Below are 16,745 nucleotides of genomic sequence, written 5' to 3'. Positions count from 1 at the left end.
TGTGTACGGCTCGGTCACTGTGGGGGCAAGCTTGCTCGCGAAAAGGCCGCTACGGTCTCTGCAAATCTTTAGCCCTTCAATTCCTTCAAATGCTTGTACACCGTCGCCCGCCCCATGTTCAGCACATTGGCCACGTAGTTCGAGGCGCTCTTGCCCTTGAACGCGCCTTCGGCGTGCAGTGCCAGCACCAGTTCTCGCTTGTGATCGCGGGTCAGCAGATTCAGGCTCAGTTGCCGTTCGCGCAGCCAGGCGTGCAGGAAGGTGTTGATGCGCTCCTGCCAGTCATCGCGAAACAATGAGTCTGGTTGCGGGATCAGTTTGCTCGGCGACAGAAACAGGTCCAGCGCGGCCTTGGCGTTCTCGAACAACGAAATATTCAGATTGATGCACAGCACCGCCTGCGGATGGCCTTCGCTGTCACGCAGCACGGTACTCAGGCTGCGAATTTTCTGACCGTCCCAATTCAACTTTTCGTACGGGCCGATATTGCGCTCGCTGACCTCCTCGCTGAGCATGTCCTCCAGTGATGAATCGTCGCCGATTTCCCGTTTCGACAGGTTGTTGGCGATGTAGTCGACTTTCTGCGTGCGCAGGTCGTGCAGCACCACTTCGGCGTGCGGGAAGAACAGGGTGGCGATGGCGTCGGCGATGGCGCGGAAGTTATCCAGTGCCGGATCGAGTTCGTTGGCGGTCATGACAGTGGAGCTCCAGGCAGCGTCAGCGCCCCCGTAAACAGGAGGCGCTGCGAGTTTGCCGCAATCGGTGGAGCGCGTCATCCGGGGTGTTGCTCAGACAGCCGGGCAGGGGAGAGCATGGCGCTGCTCAGACCGAACTGGTGCAGATGCTCAGGCAGTGGCTGACCGCGCACCAGCGCCGCACTGGCCTGACCCATCGCCGGTGAAGTCTGAATGCCGTAACCGCCTTGCGCCGCGACCCAGAACAGCCCCGGTACTTGCTGATCGAAGCCACTGATCAGGTCGCCGTCGGCGACGAAGCTGCGCAGTCCGGCCCAGGTGCGGGTCGGTCGGCGGATGGTCAGGGTGGTCGCTTCTTCGATCTGGTAGATGCCCATGGCAATGTCCAGTTCTTCCGGCTGTACATCGTGGGGTTCGACCGGGTCGGCATTGGCTGGCGAGCCGAGAAACATCCCGGCGTCGGGTTTCATGTAGAAGGATTCGTCGAGGCTGACCAGCATGGGCCAGTGATGAATGTCGACGCCTTCGGGACCGGCAAAGATGAACGCGGCGCGGCGCTTCGGTTGCAGGCCCAGCGGTTTTGCCCCGGCCAGTTCGCCGATCTTGTCGGCCCAGGCACCGGCGGCGTTGATGATCACTGGCGCACTGAACGTCTGATCCTGGGTTTGCACTTGCCAGAGGCCATCGGCATCGCGGTTCAGACTGAGCACTTCGCAATCGGTGTGCACTTCGCCATTGTTCCGGCGGATACCGCGCAGATAGCCCTGATGCAATGCGTCAGTATCAATGTCGCTGGCGCTCGGATCGTAGATCGCGCCGTGGACTTTTTCTCGGCGCAGGATCGGCAGCCGTGCACACGCTTCGTCGGCGCTGAGCAGTTGCATCTGCGGCACTGTCGCTTTTGCGCTCAGGTACTGGTTGCTCAGTTCGGCGGCGTCACCGGTGAAATCCACGGTCATTTCGCCGCGTGGCGTGAGCAATGGGTGCTCGCAGAAACCGGCGGGCGGGTGGTCGAAGAATGCGCGGCTGGCTTGCGTCAGAGCGCGTACTTGCGGCGTGCCGTAAGCGGCGGTGAACAGCGCCGCGGAGCGTCCGGTGGAGTGATAGGCCGGGTGCGATTCACGTTCCAGCACAATCACTTTGGCATGCGGCGATAGCCAGAAACCGGTGGAGGCGCCGGCAATCCCGCCGCCGATGATGATGAAATCTGCCTGGCTCATGAATGTCTCCAGTAAGGCGCAATATCGGGAAGTTCGACGATTTCCCTGTGGGCGCGGGCTTGCTCGCGAAAGCGGTGTGTCAGACGACACCAACGGTGCCTGACACTCCCTCTTCGCGAGCAAGCCCGCTCCCACGGAGAGGCGAGGTGTCAGTGCTGCAGGTGGTAAACCGCATTGGCCACGGCGATATCTTCCAGACCCAGGCCGATTGAACGGAAAAATACGTGACGTTCGTAACCGGGGCGCTGCACTTTTCCACTCAGCAGATCTGCCAGATCGCCGATGATCGAATCCTTGTCCCAGCCATGCTGTTCAGCGGCAATCAACATCTCACCCGCCGAGTCTGGCGTGGTCAGTCGATAGTCGCAGAACACCTGCATGTCGTTGAGGCTCTGCGGCGGTATTTCATGGGCGCGCGGGGCGTTGGTGCTGATCGAGGTGATCAGCGCCGGTTTGCTCAAGGTTGCCGGGTCGATCACGGGGCCTGCGGACGAGGTGCACAGCATGATCACGTCCGCATCGGCGATGGCGGCTTCACGGTTGTCGGCGATCTTCAGGCTTGGGGCAAGGGCTTTCAACACGGCCTGTGTTTCAGGATCTTCACGCAGGCTCGGCGAGTAAAGGCTGATACTCTGCCAGTCGCGCAACGATTTGACGTCATGCAGATGCGCCTGGGCGACCTTACCGCTGCCGATAATCGCCAGACGCCGCGCATCCAGCGGGGCGAGCGCATCGACGGCGACAGCGGTGGTCGCGGCCGTGCGTGCGGTGGTCAGTTGACCGGCATCGCAAAGCAGCAACGGTTGACCGGTTTTCATCGACATCAGCAGCGTCCACGCCGTGACCAGCGGCCCTTGCTCGTGGACGATGTACGGCGACGTCTTCACGCCGTACACACCGTCCTCGGCCAGCACGCCCAGATAGTTGATGAAGTCTCCGGCGCCCTGCGCGAATTCCACCCGTTGCTGGGCCGGTTGCACCGCATGGCCAGCAGCGAGATCGCGGAACAGCTTGCGCAGAATCTGCGGTACATCGATGCGGGCCAGCAGTTCCTGAGCCTGGGCTTGGTCGATCACGTAAGGCGTACTGGACATATCTGGCTCCGGAGACAAGAGTTAAACTAATTTGTCCATTATGGACTTTTAGTTCTGCCTAGCAAGCGCCTGTTGAAAAAAATCAGGCGAAAAAAAAGCGCAGTCCGTTACCGGCTGCGCTTCTTTTATGGCGTCGCTTACTGTGGACGCTTGCGCTCAACGGCGCGCAACAGATGCGTTGGCGGCGTTTCACAACTGATCTTGCGGCCCAGTTTTTCTTCGATGGACGGCAATTGATAGGAGTCGTCCTCGCCGGCGAAGCTGATCGACACACCATCGGCGCCAGCACGACCGGTACGGCCGATGCGGTGCACGTAGTCGTCCGGCACTTCCGGCAGGGTGAAGTTGATCACATGGCTGATACCGTCGATGTGGATGCCGCGACCGGCAACATCGGTGGCCACCAGCACGCGAATCTTGCCTTCGCGAAAGCCTTCCAGCGTCTTGATGCGTTTGTGCTGCGGCACGTCGCCGGACAGTTGCGCGGCGTTGATGCCATCACGCACCAGGCGTTCTTCGATGCGGCGTACTTCGTCCTTGCGGTTGGCGAACACGATCACGCGTTCCCAGCCGTTATCGTTGACCAGGTTGAAGAGCAGTTTGTACTTGTCGGCGCCGGCCACGGCATAAATGTGCTGTTCGACGTTTTCGTTGGCGACGTTCTGCGACTCGATCTCGACGATGGACGGGTCGGTGGTCCACTGCTTGGCCAGGTTCATCACGTCTTCGGTGAAGGTCGCGGAGAACAGCAGCGTCTGGCGTTCGCTTTTCGGTGGCGTCTGGCGAATGATCTGGCGTACTTGCGGGATGAAGCCCATGTCGAGCATGCGGTCGGCTTCGTCCAGCACCATCACTTCGACCATGTCCAGATGCACGTCGCCGCGCTGGTTGAAGTCAAGCAGACGGCCCGGTGTGGCGACGAGGATGTCGCAATGGCGTGCTTCGAGGTGTTTGAGTTGCTTGTCGAAATCCATGCCGCCCACAAACGTCATCACGTTCAGGCCGGTGTACTTGGTCAGGTCGGCGGCGTCCTTGGCGATCTGCACCACCAGTTCGCGGGTCGGCGCGATGATCAGCGCGCGGGGTTCGCCCATGTAGCGCTCTTTGGGCGGCGGCGTCTGCAACAGTTGAGTGATGATCGAGATCAAAAACGCGGCCGTCTTGCCAGTGCCGGTCTGCGCGCGACCGATGGCGTCTTTGCCGGCGAGGGTGAAGCCCAGCACTTGCGCCTGGATCGGCGTGCAATACGGGAAGCCCAGGTCCTGGATGGCGTGCATCAGTTCCGGGGACAGCTTGAAATCGTGGAAGCGGGTTTTGCCTTCCTGAGGCTCGACGACGAAGTCTTCGAGTTTCCAAGGGATGACCGGTGCCTTGGGCTTGGGCTCGCGACGCGCTCTGGCCGGTTTTGGCGCTTCGCTCATTGCCGGCGTTGCGACAACGGGTACGGTCGGGGCAGGTTTTGGCACTTGCTTGGGTGGCGCTACAAAAGCCTGGCGGTCGACCGCAGGCACATCGGTGCGATGACCGGGGGCGCTCGAGGGCGCACTAGGAACTGGCGCGAGCTGCTCAGCCTCGCTTTTACCGAACATTTTCTTGAGTGCTTTGAGCACGGTCATCTCATCAATTGGTTAAGGAATGTACGCCGGCCAGTGTAATGCAAGAATCGGGCGCGGCGTAGCGGGATGATCAAAGGGCAGGGCTTGCGCGCAAAATCAGCGCAGGCGTTCGCTCAACCAGACGCCGATGTCGCGAATTTCTTCGGGTAACACTTCGTGCTCCATTGGGTATTCCTGCCATGTCACGGTGACACCATGCTGCTTTAAATACTCAAATGCGCTACGCCCCATCGAGTTCTGCACCACACCGTCGAATTGACCGTGCAGGCAAAGCGCCGGGATGCGCTGCTGGCTGGCGGACAACTCCAGTGCATCGCTGAACGTTGGCGCATACGTCGACAGCGCCAGCACCCCGCCCAATGGGCCCTGCCATTTCAAAAACGCGGTGTGTAAAACCACGGCGCCGCCCTGGGAAAAACCGGCAAGAAAAATTCGCGAGGCGTCTATTCCGCTGGCTCGCTCGCTTTCTATCAACTCGATAATGTCTTCGGCAGAGGCTTCCAGTTCATCGCGGTCGATCGCTCGCGCCGGGCTCATGGCTTTGATGTCGTACCAGCTCGGCATGGCATATCCACCATTAATGGTAACGGGCCGGGTCGGCGCCTGAGGCAGCACGAAACGCGTGCTCAAGAGGCTTTCCTGCAACGCTTCAGCCACCGGCAGGAAGTCATAGCGATCGGCGCCGAGGCCGTGCAGCCAGATCACGCAGGCGTCTGCGGGCTTAACAGGCTGAAGAATCAAGGGCTCGGTCATGGCTGCTCCAATTGTGTGCGGGCGCTCTCATTGAGTGCGCGATTTGCGTGCGCGCCCGGTTTATCTGTTAAGAATATGTCGCAAGGCTGCAAGTTTTGCTATTGACCTGTCGCTCAATCGCTTCAGCGGCCGGTGTGGTACGGGCTTTGCTTTGAGGTAGTCGTGCAATCGATCTCGCGCCTGGCGGTAACACTATCAGTGAACGCCTGATGACGGGATAGCAAAGAATCCGGTGATGGATGTTCGCCAATGGCCGCTTCGGGCTTAGCGAACGTGAAAGGGCTACAGCCCGTTCGGCCGACTGGTGAGAAGTGAGTTGTCCATGATGTGGATTTTCTCCTACTAGACTCATAGCGAAGGTCATACGTCGGTTGACCCCAAAAAAGCCAACACGGGTCAACAACGCCTCAAAAGGGTGCGACAGGACTCAAGCTCCGACACAACAAGAGCAAAACTGGAGGTTTGAATGAAGATGTTGAAATCCACTCTGGCGATCGTGACTGCAGCAACGGTTCTCGGCGTCAGCGGGTTCGCTCAGGCGGGTGCAACGCTGGATGCCGTGCAGAAGAAAGGTTTCGTGCAGTGTGGCGTGAGTGACGGTCTGCCGGGCTTCTCGGTGCCGGACTCTACCGGCAAGATCCTCGGGATCGACGCTGACGTCTGCCGCGCTGTGGCCGCTGCTGTTTTCGGCGACGCGACCAAGGTCAAGTTCAGCCAGTTGAATGCCAAGGAGCGCTTCACCGCGCTGCAATCCGGCGAGATCGACGTTCTGTCGCGCAACACCACCATGACCAGCTCGCGTGATGCCGGCATGGGCTTGAAGTTTCCTGGTTTCATCACTTATTACGACGGTGTCGGCTTCCTGGTTAACAAGAAGCTGGGCGTGAAAAGTGCCAAGGAACTGGACGGTGCGACCATCTGTATTCAAGCCGGTACCACCACCGAATTGAACGTTTCCGATTACTTCCGTGGCAATGGCCTGAAGTACACCCCGATCACTTTCGACACCTCCGATGAAAGCGCCAAATCGCTGGAATCCGGTCGTTGCGACGTGCTGACTTCCGACAAGTCGCAGCTGTATGCACAACGCACCAAGCTGGCCTCGCCGAAGGATTACGTAGTTCTGCCGGAAACCATTTCCAAAGAGCCTCTGGGTCCGGTCGTGCGTAACGGCGACGACGAGTGGCTGGCCATCGTTCGTTGGGTTGGCTATGCAATGCTCAACGCTGAAGAGGCCGGCATCACTTCGAAAAACGTTGAAGCCGAAGCCAAATCCACCAAGAACCCGGACGTTGCCCGTCTGCTGGGCGCTGACGGTGAATACGGCAAAGACCTGAAACTGCCCAAAGACTGGGTCGTGCAAATCGTCAAGCAAGTCGGTAACTACGGCGAGATCTTCGAGAAAAACCTCGGCAAGAGCACTCCGCTGGAAATCGACCGCGGCCTGAACGCCCTGTGGACCAACGGCGGCATTCAATACGCACCACCAGTGCGCTGATGGTTCTATCACCCGGTGGGCCAACCACCGGGTGATGTTCTGTTCCATTCTTTGCGGGGCACTTCATGCAAAATTCAATCGGCGCACCAAAGCAGAGGTTCAGCCTCAGCGATCCACGTGTGCGTGCGTGGCTGTTTCAGATCATCACGGTTATCGCGGTGGTCAGTATGGGTTGGTATCTGTTCGATAACACGCAAACCAACCTTCAACACCGGGGCATTACTTCCGGTTTCAGCTTTCTGGAACGCAGTGCCGGGTTCGGCATCGCACAACACCTGATTGACTACACAGAATCGGACAGCTATGCCCGGGTCTTTGTCATCGGCCTGCTCAACACCTTGCTGGTGACCATCATCGGCGTGATCCTGGCGACAATCCTGGGCTTCATCATCGGTGTGTCGCGGCTGTCCAAGAACTGGATCATCAACAAGCTGGCGACAGTTTACGTTGAGGTTTTCCGTAACATCCCACCGCTGCTGCAAATCCTGTTCTGGTACTTCGCGGTGTTTCTGACCATGCCAGGGCCGCGCAACAGTCATAACTTCGGTGACACCTTCTTTGTCAGCAGTCGCGGCTTGAATATGCCCGCGGCGTTGGCGGCGGACGGGTTCTGGCCGTTTGTGGTCAGCGTCGTCGTGGCCATCGTTGCTGTTGTGCTGATGTGCCGCTGGGCCAACAAGCGCTTTGAAGCAACCGGTGTGCCGTTCCACAAGTTCTGGGCCGGGGTGGCGCTGTTCTTTGTGATTCCTGCGTTGTGTGCACTGATCTTCGGCGCGCCGCTGCGTTGGGAATTCCCCCACCTGCAAGGTTTCAACTTTGTCGATGGCTGGGTGCTTATTCCGGAACTGCTGGCCTTGACCCTGGCCCTGACGGTCTACACGGCGGCCTTTATTGCCGAGATCGTGCGGTCGGGTATCGCGTCTGTCAGCCACGGGCAAACCGAAGCGGCGCACTCTCTGGGTTTGCGAAACGGCCCAACCCTGCGCAAGGTGATTATCCCGCAGGCTTTGCGCGTGATCATTCCACCGCTGACCAGCCAATACCTGAACCTGGCGAAGAACTCCTCGCTGGCGGCCGGTATCGGTTATCCGGAAATGGTTTCGCTGTTCGCCGGCACCGTGCTCAACCAGACCGGTCAGGCGATCGAAGTCATTGCCATCACCATGAGCGTGTACCTGGCGATCAGTATCAGCATTTCCCTGCTGATGAACTGGTACAACAAGCGCATTGCGCTGATCGAGCGGTAAGGAAAAGCGCATGAGTACTCATACTTTCAAACCCGACATGCCTCCACCGAGCAGTAGCATCGGTGTGATTGCATGGATGCGCGCGAACATGTTCTCCAGCTGGCTCAACACCCTGCTGACCCTGTTTGCGTTCTATCTGATCTATCTGGTGGTTCCTCCGATTCTCAGTTGGGCGATTCTCGATGCCAATTGGGTCGGCACCACTCGCGCCGATTGCACCAAGGACGGCGCCTGCTGGGTGTTCATTCAGCAGCGTTTTGGCCAGTTCATGTATGGCTATTACCCGACGGCCTTGCGCTGGCGGGTGGATCTGACCGTATGGCTGGCGGTCATTGGCGCGGCACCGCTGTTCATCTCGCGTTTTCCGCGTAAAGCGGTGTACGGGCTGAGCTTTCTGGTGTTGTACCCGATCATTGCCTACTTTCTGCTGCACGGCGGACTCTTCGGCCTGATCAACGTCCCGACGCCTAAATGGGGTGGTCTGATGCTGACGTTGGTGATCGCCACCGTCGGTATTGCCGGTGCGTTGCCGCTGGGGATCATTCTGGCACTGGGCCGTCGTTCGAACATGCCGGCGATTCGTGTGGTCTGCGTGACCTTCATCGAGTTCTGGCGCGGCGTGCCGTTGATCACGGTGCTGTTCATGTCTTCGGTGATGCTGCCGCTGTTCCTGCCTGAAGGCATGAACTTCGACAAGCTGCTGCGGGCGCTGATCGGCGTGATCCTGTTCCAGTCAGCCTATGTCGCTGAAGTGGTGCGCGGCGGTCTGCAAGCGATCCCCAAAGGTCAGTACGAAGCCGCTTCGGCGATGGGCCTCGGTTATTGGCGAGCGATGGGCCTGGTGATCCTGCCCCAAGCCCTGAAAATGGTGATTCCCGGGATCGTCAACACCTTCATCGCGCTGTTCAAGGACACCAGCCTTGTGATCATCATCGGCCTCTTTGACCTGCTCAACAGCGTCAAGCAAGCCGCTGCCGATCCAAAATGGCTGGGCATGGCCACCGAAGGCTACGTGTTCGCCGCCCTGGTGTTCTGGATTTTCTGTTTTGGTATGTCGCGCTATTCCATGCACCTGGAACGCAAGCTCGACACTGGCCACAAGCGTTAGGAGTTGTGTAATGACTGAAGCAAGCAAAAAGCCTGTGAGCCCTGAAGGCATCATTCAGATGCAGGGCGTCAACAAGTGGTACGGCCAGTTCCACGTGCTCAAGGACATCAACCTCAACGTCAAGCAGGGCGAGCGTATCGTCCTGTGCGGCCCGTCGGGTTCCGGCAAGTCGACCACCATTCGTTGCCTCAATCGCCTGGAAGAACACCAGCAGGGCCGCATTGTTGTCGATGGCGTAGAGCTGACCAACGACCTCAAGCAAATCGAAGCGATCCGCCGTGAAGTCGGCATGGTGTTTCAGCACTTCAACCTGTTCCCGCACCTGACCATTTTGCAGAACTGCACCCTGGCGCCGATGTGGGTACGCAAGATGCCCAAGCGCAAGGCCGAAGAAATCGCCATGCATTATCTGGAGCGCGTACGCATTCCGGAACAGGCGCATAAATTTCCGGGGCAATTGTCCGGCGGTCAGCAGCAGCGTGTGGCGATCGCCCGCGCCCTGTGCATGAAGCCGAAAATCATGCTGTTCGACGAACCGACCTCGGCGCTCGATCCAGAGATGGTGAAAGAAGTTCTGGATACCATGATCGGCCTCGCCGAAGACGGCATGACCATGCTCTGCGTGACCCATGAAATGGGCTTCGCCCGTACCGTGGCCAATCGCGTGATCTTCATGGACAAGGGCGAGATCGTAGAGCAGGCTGCGCCGAACGACTTCTTCGGTAATCCGCAGAATGAGCGGACGAAGCTGTTCTTGAGTCAGATTTTGCATTGATCGAGTCCAGGCATTGAATTAAACCCGGATTGAGTTCCGGGTTTATTTTGTCCGGGGTCAGGAGGTCAATACAGGTTCGTGTTCTGGGTAACGCGCAGCCATTAGCTGCTTGAGATCGTTACCTTGATTGACTGCCTGTACGTCGGCCAACAAATGCGGGTGGCGATCCAGTAGTTGCATCAAGGTGAGCAGCGGTTGAGGAGGAGAAAGCTCGCCCCGCTCGTAGCGTGAAAATGCATTGTGTCCTCCACCCGATAACAACTTCACCGCGTTCCTTTGGGTGAGATGAAGCTTAAGTCGGATGCGTTTCATCTCGGCGCCAATAAGTCGAAGGGAGTCTTCGAGCAAACGATCCCCGGCATCCACGTAGCGTTCAGCGCTGTCGGTGTCGTTGTCAAAAATGACTTCACCGCAAGCCCTGCACTCCCAACCGGCAAGAGTGTGCACGAGCCGCGAAAACTGTTTGTAATTGACGGTGAGACTGCGATTTCGAAAATGACTCATTCCGTCTTCGGTGCCGCAACTGATGCACGGTCTTTTGCTCATGTGTTTTTCTCCTTGAAGGAGATTCCCGGGGGCCCACCGCCAGAGCAGTAAGTCACTTTGATGTAAATCTCCAAACCACGAAACGAGGTGTGATCGTGCCAGTTGCGATGGTTGGCGTAGGACGTCATGGATTTGTAAAGCATGCGCCGCTCAAGCGAGCAGACGATATGCGTCATTGATTCATATGACATGCCCATTTCCCTGCCAGTCTCCAGCGCGCGTCGGGTGAAGGCTTCTTTGCCGCGTCGCACGACATCCGCCTTAATCACCGCCACGTCGTAATGGGGTGTGTTCTTTTCCATAAGAAAGCAAAACCCTGTCCCTAAAATTACCCTTAAAGGGTAATTTTCACCAATCGAAAATACCGCTTCATGTGTCTCCGATTGACCCTAGGCGGTTGCCGTCCTACATGAGTCTGACTAACATGTCAGAAAATTCATCCCATGATTGGATGAAAGGGCGAATCCTATGTCAGACATTTCTCCACTCATTAAACGATCCCTGGTTGATCAGGCCTTGGATCAGTTGCGTCAGCGCATCAATAGCGGCGTCTGGCAGGTCGGTGAGCGTCTGCCCACCGAACCTGAGCTGTGCGCCGAACTGGGCATCAGTCGTAACACCGTGCGTGAAGCCATGCGCGTGCTGGCGTTTTCCGGGCTGATCGAAATCCGTCAGGGCGACGGCAGTTATTTGCGCGCGGTGGTCGACCCGATGGACACGCTCAAGGCGCTGTCGCGCTGCTCACTGGAGCAGGCCCGGGAAACCCGGCACATCCTTGAGGTCGAGGCCATTGGTCTGGCGGCGTTGCGCCGCAGCGACGAAGACCTCGTCGCATTGCGCGAGGCGCTTGGCACCAGCGGCAGCCATTACCACGGCGATCTCGATACCTACATTGCCTGCGATCTGGTGTTCCATCGTCGGCTGGTGGACGCCGCGCACAACCCGACCCTCAGCGAGCTGTATCGCTATTTTTCCAGCATCGTCGGCGCGCAATTGCGCCAGACCCTGAACATCTCCCCGCGTCGTCAGGAAGTGTTCGATCTGCACATCGAATTGCTCGATGCGGTCGAGCGACGTGACCCGGAGCGGGCCAAAGCCATATCGAGGCAGTTGATCAATGAATCTTGAAAGCGAAATAAACCTGTCCGCTCCAAAGCGAACAGCCGAACTTGAAGAGCTGTTGATCGACGCCGAGGCCGATGACGAGCAGGTGCAACAAAGCCACCCCCTGGTACGTCGGCCGTGGCTGTTGCTGCTGGGCTTGATTCTGGTCGCGCTGAACCTGCGTCCGGCGCTGTCGAGCATGGCACCGTTGCTCAGCGATGTTTCCAAAAGCCTCGGGCTGTCGGCGGCGCAGGCGGGTTTGCTGACCACGTTGCCGGTGCTCTGCCTCGGATTGTTTGCACCGCTGGCACCGATTCTGGCGCGGCGTTTTGGTGCTGAACGGGTTGTGCTGGGGATTCTGCTGACACTGGCTGGCGGGATCATTTTGCGCAGCAACTTTGGCGAGATCGGCTTGTTCGCCGGCAGCGTATTGGGCGGCGCCAGCATCGGCATCATCGGTGTTTTGCTGCCGGGCATCGTCAAACGCGACTTCGCCAAACACGCCGGCACCATGACCGGTGTCTACACCATGGCCTTGTGCCTGGGCGCAGCAATGGCGGCAGGTTCGAGCGTGCCGCTGAGCGAACACTTCGGTCACAGCTGGACCATGGGCCTGGGTTTTTGGGTCATTCCGACGCTGGTCGCCGCGGTCTTCTGGTTGCCGCAAGTCGGGCGCAAACACGGTGCGCATAACGTCGCCTACCGCGTGCGTGGTTTGCTGCGTGACCCGCTGGCCTGGCAGGTGACTTTGTACATGGGCCTGCAATCGTCGCTGGCCTACATCGTTTTCGGCTGGTTGCCCTCGATCCTCATCGGTCGTGGGCTGACACCGACTCAGGCCGGCTTGGTGCTGTCCGGCTCGGTGATCATCCAGCTCGCCAGTTCGCTGGCCGCGCCCTGGCTGGCGACCCGTGGCAAGGATCAGCGTCTGGCCATCGTGGTGGTGATGGCGCTGACCCTCGGCGGTTTGTTCGGTTGCCTGTATGCACCGATCGAAGGCCTGTGGGGCTGGGCGATTCTACTGGGGCTGGGGCAGGGCGGTACGTTCAGTCTGGCGTTGACGTTGATTGTGTTGCGCTCGCGGGATGCTCATGTAGCGGCGAATCTGTCGAGCATGTCCCAGGGCTTCGGCTACACGCTGGCGTCGATGGGGCCGTTCGCGGTCGGTGTGGTGCATGACTGGACCGGCGGCTGGAATGCGTTGGGCTGGATCTTCGGCATCATTGGCTGTGGCGCGATCCTCGCCGGCCTGGGGGCCGGTCGTGCGTTGTACGTTCAGGTCACAAGCGAAAAAATCTGAATGCGCTGATTTCAAATGTGGAACCGAGCAGGCTCGCACATAGGTTTTGTGTGCTGCGGGTATTCGGTTTACGAATGCCGATAGTGTTTGCGCACTTTGCGGATTATCGTACTGGCAATCTGTCCATATTTTGGAGTTTGCCCATGAGTGAAGCCCACGCCGCGCTGATCACCCGGTTCTACCAGGCCTTTGAGAACCTCGATGCCGACGCCATGGCCGCGTGTTACACCGATGACGTCGTGTTCAGCGATCCGGCCTTCGGCGAACTGCGCGGGCGCGATGCCGGCGACATGTGGCGCATGCTCACCACGCGGGCCAAAGACTTCTCCCTGACCTTCGACAACGTTCGCGCCGATGAGCGCAGCGGTGGCGCGCACTGGGTCGCGACCTACCTGTTCAGCCAGACCGGCAATGTCGTGGTCAACGATATCCAGGCGCGCTTCGTATTTCGCGACGGCAAGATCTGCGAACACCACGACCACTTCGACCTGTGGCGCTGGTCACGTCAGGCGCTGGGCTTCAAAGGCTTGCTGCTGGGCTGGACGCCGCTGGTGCGCAACGCCGTGCGCGCCCAGGCGCTGAAGGGACTGAAGGCATTTCAGGCTGGTCGCTGATAAGATCGCCGCCTGTTTTCTACACGCCTAAATCCCAAAGTGACCAGCCTTAGCGAAAAATCTGTCGATGTTGGCGAGCCGGTGAGCAAGTCCTGGTTCGTCTACCTCGTGCGCGCCGCCAACGGTTCGTTGTATTGCGGGATCAGCGATGATCCCGTGCGCCGTTTTGCCAAGCATCAGAGTGGCAAAGGCGCGCGATTCTTCCTCTCCAGCCCGGCCATGGCGCTGGTTTATACCGAGCTGTGCCGCGATAAAAGCGATGCGTTGCGCCAGGAGCGGTTGATCAAAAAGCTCAAAAAAAGCGCCAAGGAATGCCTGGTGGCGTCTTATCAATCCGACTGATTGGTTCCCATCAGCCAGACCTGTAGGCTGCCAAGCCAATGCGCGCTAAGCTGCCGACTCACTATCTGAGCGGCGGAGCCGAGCATGCCCGAGTTGATTCTGCATCATTACCCGACCTCCCCATTTGCCGAAAAGGCCCGCCTGCTGTTGGGGTTCAAAGGCTTGTCGTGGCGCTCGGTGCATATTTCGCCGGTGATGCCCAAGCCTGACCTGACGGCCCTGACCGGTGGTTACCGTAAAACGCCGGTGCTGCAGATTGGCGCTGACATCTACTGCGACACTTCGCTGATCGCCCGTCGTCTGGAGCAGGAGAAAGCCCTGCCGGCATTTTTCCCTGAAGGTCAGGAAATGATTACCGCCAGTTTCGCTGCATGGGCGGATTCGGTGGTATTCCAACATGCGGTCAGCCTGGTGTTTCAACCTGAATCGGTGGCGGTGCGTTTCGGCAAACTGCCGCCGGAAGCCATCAAGGCCTTTCTGGCAGACCGTGCCGGGTTGTTCAGCGGTGGCAGCGCTACGCGTTTGTCTACCGAACTGGCCAAACACCAATGGCCGACGATCATGGCGCGCCTGGAGCAGCAGTTGCTGCGCGAGCAGGGTGACTATCTGTTTGGTGAGCCATCGATTGCTGACTTCGCCCTGGTGCACCCGATGTGGTTCCTCAAGGCGACGCCTGTCACCGCGCCGCTGGTGGATGAGTATCCGGCGGTGTCAGCATGGGTGGGCCGCGTCTTGGGCTTTGGCCATGGCGCCGCGAGCGAGATGACGGCCGAGGAGGCGCTGGAGGTGGCACGTAACTCGACGCCACAAGCGCTGCCAAGTGAGCAATTCGAAGACCCGAACGGCTTCAAGGCCGGGCAGCCAGTGGCAATTGCCGCGACGGATTACGGGGTTGATCCGGTGGTTGGGGAGTTGTTGTTTGCAGGCAGTGAAGAGTTGATCCTTCGTCGCGAAGACCCACGCGCTGGTGTGGTGCATGTGCACTTCCCACGCTTGGGTTTCCGTATCGAAGCGCGCTGATTCACCCCGTCATCTGCCAACCCCGTGGGAGTGCGTTTGCTCCCACATTCATTTCAGGGCGGCGAGGATTTCGTCCGGGTCGAATCCGCGAATCAACGTGCCGTTCACATCAATCAGCGGAATCCCGCGCCCACCCAATGCCTCATACGCCTTGCGCGCCTCGGCATCCTTCTCGATATCGAATTCCTTGAACGCAATGCCCTTGCTGTCGAGAAAGCGTTTGGTCTGCTTGCAGTAGCCGCACCAGTCGGTCGCATACAGCACGACATGGGCACTGGCACGGGTCTGCTCGGAAACCATTTGTGACGGATTGAAAACCCGCTCGATCTTGCCCCAGTTCTGATAGACCACCACCACGAGCAGAACCAGCGCGACCTTCTTCAGTACATTGGCGAGCATCAGTTGCGGCGCTTGAGCTGATCGGTGAGCGACGTCGGCAGGCCCTTGATGACCAGGGTGCCGGCCTCTTCGTCGTACTCGATCTTGGAGCCCAGCAAGTGCGCTTCGAAACTGATCGACAGGCCCTCGGCGCGGCCGGTGAAACGGCGGAATTGATTCAAGGTGCGTTTGTCTGCCGGAATCTCCGGCGAGAGGCCGTAGTCCTTGTTGCGGATGTGATCGTAGAAGGCCTTCGGACGTTCTTCGTCGATCAACTCCGACAGCTCTTCCAGGCCCATCGGTTCGCCGAGCTTGGCCTGGCTGCTGGCGTAATCCACTAGTGTCTTGGTTTTCTCTCGGGCCGAATCTTCCGGCAGGTCTTCGCTCTCGACGAAGTCGCTGAACGCCTTGAGCAGGGTGCGGGTTTCGCCCGGGCCATCGACGCCCTCCTGGCAGCCAATGAAGTCGCGGAAGTATTCCGAGACCTTCTTGCCGTTTTTGCCTTTGATGAACGAGATGTACTGCTTGGACTGTTTGTTGTTCTGCCACTCGGAGACGTTGATCCGCGCCGCCAGGTGCAGTTGACCGAGGTCGAGGTGGCGCGACGGCGTCACGTCCAGCTCATCGGTCACCGCCACGCCTTCGCTGTGGTGCAGCAGGGCGATGGCCAGGTAGTCGGTCATGCCTTGCTGGTAGTGGGCGAACAGCACGTGGCCGCCGACTGACAGGTTCGACTCTTCCATCAGCTTTTGCAGATGTTCGACCGCGACTTTGCTGAACGCGGTGAAGTCGTGAGCGCCCTCCATGTATTCCTTCAGCCAGCCGCTGAACGGGAATGCACCGGATTCCGGATGGAACAGGCCCCAGGCTTTGCCCTGTTTGGCGTTATAGCTCTCGTTGAGGTCGGCGAGCATGTTCTCGATGGCCGCGGACTCAGCCAGTTCAGAGTCACGGGCGTGCAGAACTGCGGGCGTGCCGTCGGGTTTTTTGTCGATCAGGTGGACGATGCAATGACGGATCGGCATGGGCTTCTCGGCTGTTGGAAGGGAGGAGGGCAGGCTCCCCCGAAAAAGCGCCCAGTGTACCGCAACCACTGGTTTTGGCGCGGGCTGAAGGGCAAAACCGGGGGGCTCGAAGGTGGTTATGCAGTTTTTTGCCGATTTAGAGCAATAAAGCTGACCAAATGGGTAGCTAGAAGCGGATATTTCCCCGCCTCTGTGCTAGTTTTGCCCGGTCTTACGCGAAGTCACTGCGTTAAGCGTGCATTCAGCATTTGTCAGGTCGAACCAAACCCTGATTTCGGTATCTATAACCCCGACTCGTCGTGGTTATCGCCGAGGGTGCCAGATCCAGAAGATCGGGCTCGATGGCTGACACTGCACTCTGCAATCCATATGAATTTGATCGGGATGGAACAGTACATGGCTCTTTCTTA

General features: G+C 58.9%; 18 protein-coding genes. 9 read left to right on the top strand and 9 right to left on the bottom strand.

Going from position 1 to position 16,745, the window contains the following annotated elements:
* Positions 1–68: 68 nt before the first annotated feature.
* The 5 genes from ACIOWA_RS05115 to ACIOWA_RS05095 form a co-directional block, all read right to left on the bottom strand.
* Positions 69–695 (bottom strand): PAS domain-containing protein, encoded by a 627-nt coding sequence (locus ACIOWA_RS05115; RefSeq protein ID WP_339432079.1) that lies wholly within the window; start codon positions 693–695, stop codon positions 69–71.
* Positions 696–772: 77 nt separating this feature from the next.
* Positions 773–1,915, bottom strand: coding sequence for an FAD-binding oxidoreductase (locus ACIOWA_RS05110; RefSeq protein ID WP_339465859.1), 1,143 nt, complete (start codon positions 1,913–1,915; stop codon positions 773–775).
* A gap of 149 nt (positions 1,916–2,064) precedes the next feature.
* Complete coding sequence (locus ACIOWA_RS05105; protein WP_339465860.1) at positions 2,065–3,009, bottom strand: ornithine cyclodeaminase family protein; 945 nt, start codon at positions 3,007–3,009, stop codon at positions 2,065–2,067.
* A 137-nt stretch (positions 3,010–3,146) separates the two neighbouring features.
* The gene (gene rhlB, locus ACIOWA_RS05100) at positions 3,147–4,625 is read right to left on the bottom strand and encodes an ATP-dependent RNA helicase RhlB (protein WP_339465861.1); all 1,479 of its coding nucleotides are present in this window, start codon (positions 4,623–4,625) and stop codon (positions 3,147–3,149) included.
* 96 nt (positions 4,626–4,721) lie between these two features.
* Positions 4,722–5,378 carry an alpha/beta fold hydrolase gene (locus tag ACIOWA_RS05095; RefSeq protein WP_339432083.1) on the bottom strand — a complete coding sequence of 219 codons (657 nt, stop codon included), beginning with the start codon at positions 5,376–5,378 and terminating at the stop codon, positions 4,722–4,724.
* A 466-nt stretch (positions 5,379–5,844) separates the two neighbouring features.
* Here ACIOWA_RS05095 and ACIOWA_RS05090 point away from each other — a divergent pair, with 466 nt between their 5' ends.
* The 4 genes from ACIOWA_RS05090 (at position 5,845) to ACIOWA_RS05075 (ending at position 10,006) form a co-directional block, all read left to right on the top strand.
* Positions 5,845–6,876 carry an amino acid ABC transporter substrate-binding protein gene (locus ACIOWA_RS05090; RefSeq protein ID WP_221729935.1) on the top strand — a complete coding sequence of 344 codons (1,032 nt, stop codon included), beginning with the start codon at positions 5,845–5,847 and terminating at the stop codon, positions 6,874–6,876.
* Positions 6,877–6,941: 65 nt separating this feature from the next.
* Positions 6,942–8,123 carry an amino acid ABC transporter permease gene (locus ACIOWA_RS05085; protein ID WP_339432084.1) on the top strand — a complete coding sequence of 394 codons (1,182 nt, stop codon included), beginning with the start codon at positions 6,942–6,944 and terminating at the stop codon, positions 8,121–8,123.
* A gap of 10 nt (positions 8,124–8,133) precedes the next feature.
* Positions 8,134–9,231, top strand: a complete 1,098-nt coding sequence (locus ACIOWA_RS05080) for an amino acid ABC transporter permease (protein WP_339432085.1) — start codon at positions 8,134–8,136, stop codon at positions 9,229–9,231.
* A 10-nt stretch (positions 9,232–9,241) separates the two neighbouring features.
* Positions 9,242–10,006, top strand: a complete 765-nt coding sequence (locus ACIOWA_RS05075; protein ID WP_401158554.1) for an amino acid ABC transporter ATP-binding protein — start codon at positions 9,242–9,244, stop codon at positions 10,004–10,006.
* A gap of 57 nt (positions 10,007–10,063) precedes the next feature.
* On the opposite strand, the gene ACIOWA_RS05070 is transcribed toward ACIOWA_RS05075, so the two are convergent.
* Positions 10,064–10,552, bottom strand: coding sequence for a type II toxin-antitoxin system MqsA family antitoxin (locus ACIOWA_RS05070; RefSeq protein WP_401158552.1), 489 nt, complete (start codon positions 10,550–10,552; stop codon positions 10,064–10,066).
* Positions 10,549–10,854 (bottom strand): type II toxin-antitoxin system MqsR family toxin, encoded by a 306-nt coding sequence (locus ACIOWA_RS05065; protein ID WP_339432087.1) that lies wholly within the window; start codon positions 10,852–10,854, stop codon positions 10,549–10,551. Before ACIOWA_RS05065 ends, ACIOWA_RS05070 begins: the two co-directional genes overlap by 4 nt.
* A 166-nt stretch (positions 10,855–11,020) precedes the next feature.
* Between ACIOWA_RS05065 and ACIOWA_RS05060 the strand changes: the two genes are divergently transcribed.
* The 5 genes from ACIOWA_RS05060 (at position 11,021) to ACIOWA_RS05040 (ending at position 14,932) form a co-directional block, all read left to right on the top strand.
* Positions 11,021–11,680, top strand: a complete 660-nt coding sequence (locus tag ACIOWA_RS05060) for a FadR/GntR family transcriptional regulator (protein WP_339432088.1) — start codon at positions 11,021–11,023, stop codon at positions 11,678–11,680.
* Positions 11,670–12,956 (top strand): CynX/NimT family MFS transporter, encoded by a 1,287-nt coding sequence (locus ACIOWA_RS05055; protein WP_401158549.1) that lies wholly within the window; start codon positions 11,670–11,672, stop codon positions 12,954–12,956. Before ACIOWA_RS05060 ends, ACIOWA_RS05055 begins: the two co-directional genes overlap by 11 nt.
* A gap of 143 nt (positions 12,957–13,099) precedes the next feature.
* Positions 13,100–13,570 carry a nuclear transport factor 2 family protein gene (locus ACIOWA_RS05050; protein WP_339432090.1) on the top strand — a complete coding sequence of 157 codons (471 nt, stop codon included), beginning with the start codon at positions 13,100–13,102 and terminating at the stop codon, positions 13,568–13,570.
* 39 nt (positions 13,571–13,609) lie between these two features.
* Positions 13,610–13,912, top strand: coding sequence for a GIY-YIG nuclease family protein (locus ACIOWA_RS05045; protein ID WP_401158547.1), 303 nt, complete (start codon positions 13,610–13,612; stop codon positions 13,910–13,912).
* 84 nt (positions 13,913–13,996) lie between these two features.
* Complete coding sequence (locus ACIOWA_RS05040; RefSeq protein WP_401158545.1) at positions 13,997–14,932, top strand: glutathione S-transferase family protein; 936 nt, start codon at positions 13,997–13,999, stop codon at positions 14,930–14,932.
* A gap of 48 nt (positions 14,933–14,980) precedes the next feature.
* Here ACIOWA_RS05040 and ACIOWA_RS05035 read toward each other — a convergent pair whose 3' ends face one another.
* Both ACIOWA_RS05035 and yejK read right to left on the bottom strand, forming a co-directional pair.
* Complete coding sequence (locus ACIOWA_RS05035; RefSeq protein ID WP_339432094.1) at positions 14,981–15,331, bottom strand: glutaredoxin family protein; 351 nt, start codon at positions 15,329–15,331, stop codon at positions 14,981–14,983.
* The gene (yejK, locus tag ACIOWA_RS05030) at positions 15,331–16,335 is read right to left on the bottom strand and encodes a nucleoid-associated protein YejK (RefSeq protein ID WP_339432095.1); all 1,005 of its coding nucleotides are present in this window, start codon (positions 16,333–16,335) and stop codon (positions 15,331–15,333) included. Before yejK ends, ACIOWA_RS05035 begins: the two co-directional genes overlap by 1 nt.
* Between the last annotated feature and the right edge of the window lie 410 nt (positions 16,336–16,745).

This window comes from Pseudomonas sp. NPDC087614 (assembly GCF_044743485.1).
Lineage (GTDB): Bacteria > Pseudomonadota > Gammaproteobacteria > Pseudomonadales > Pseudomonadaceae > Aquipseudomonas > Aquipseudomonas baetica_A.
The sequence above is the reverse complement of the archived record's forward strand: the minus strand, read 5'-3'. Positions and strand labels throughout refer to the sequence as shown.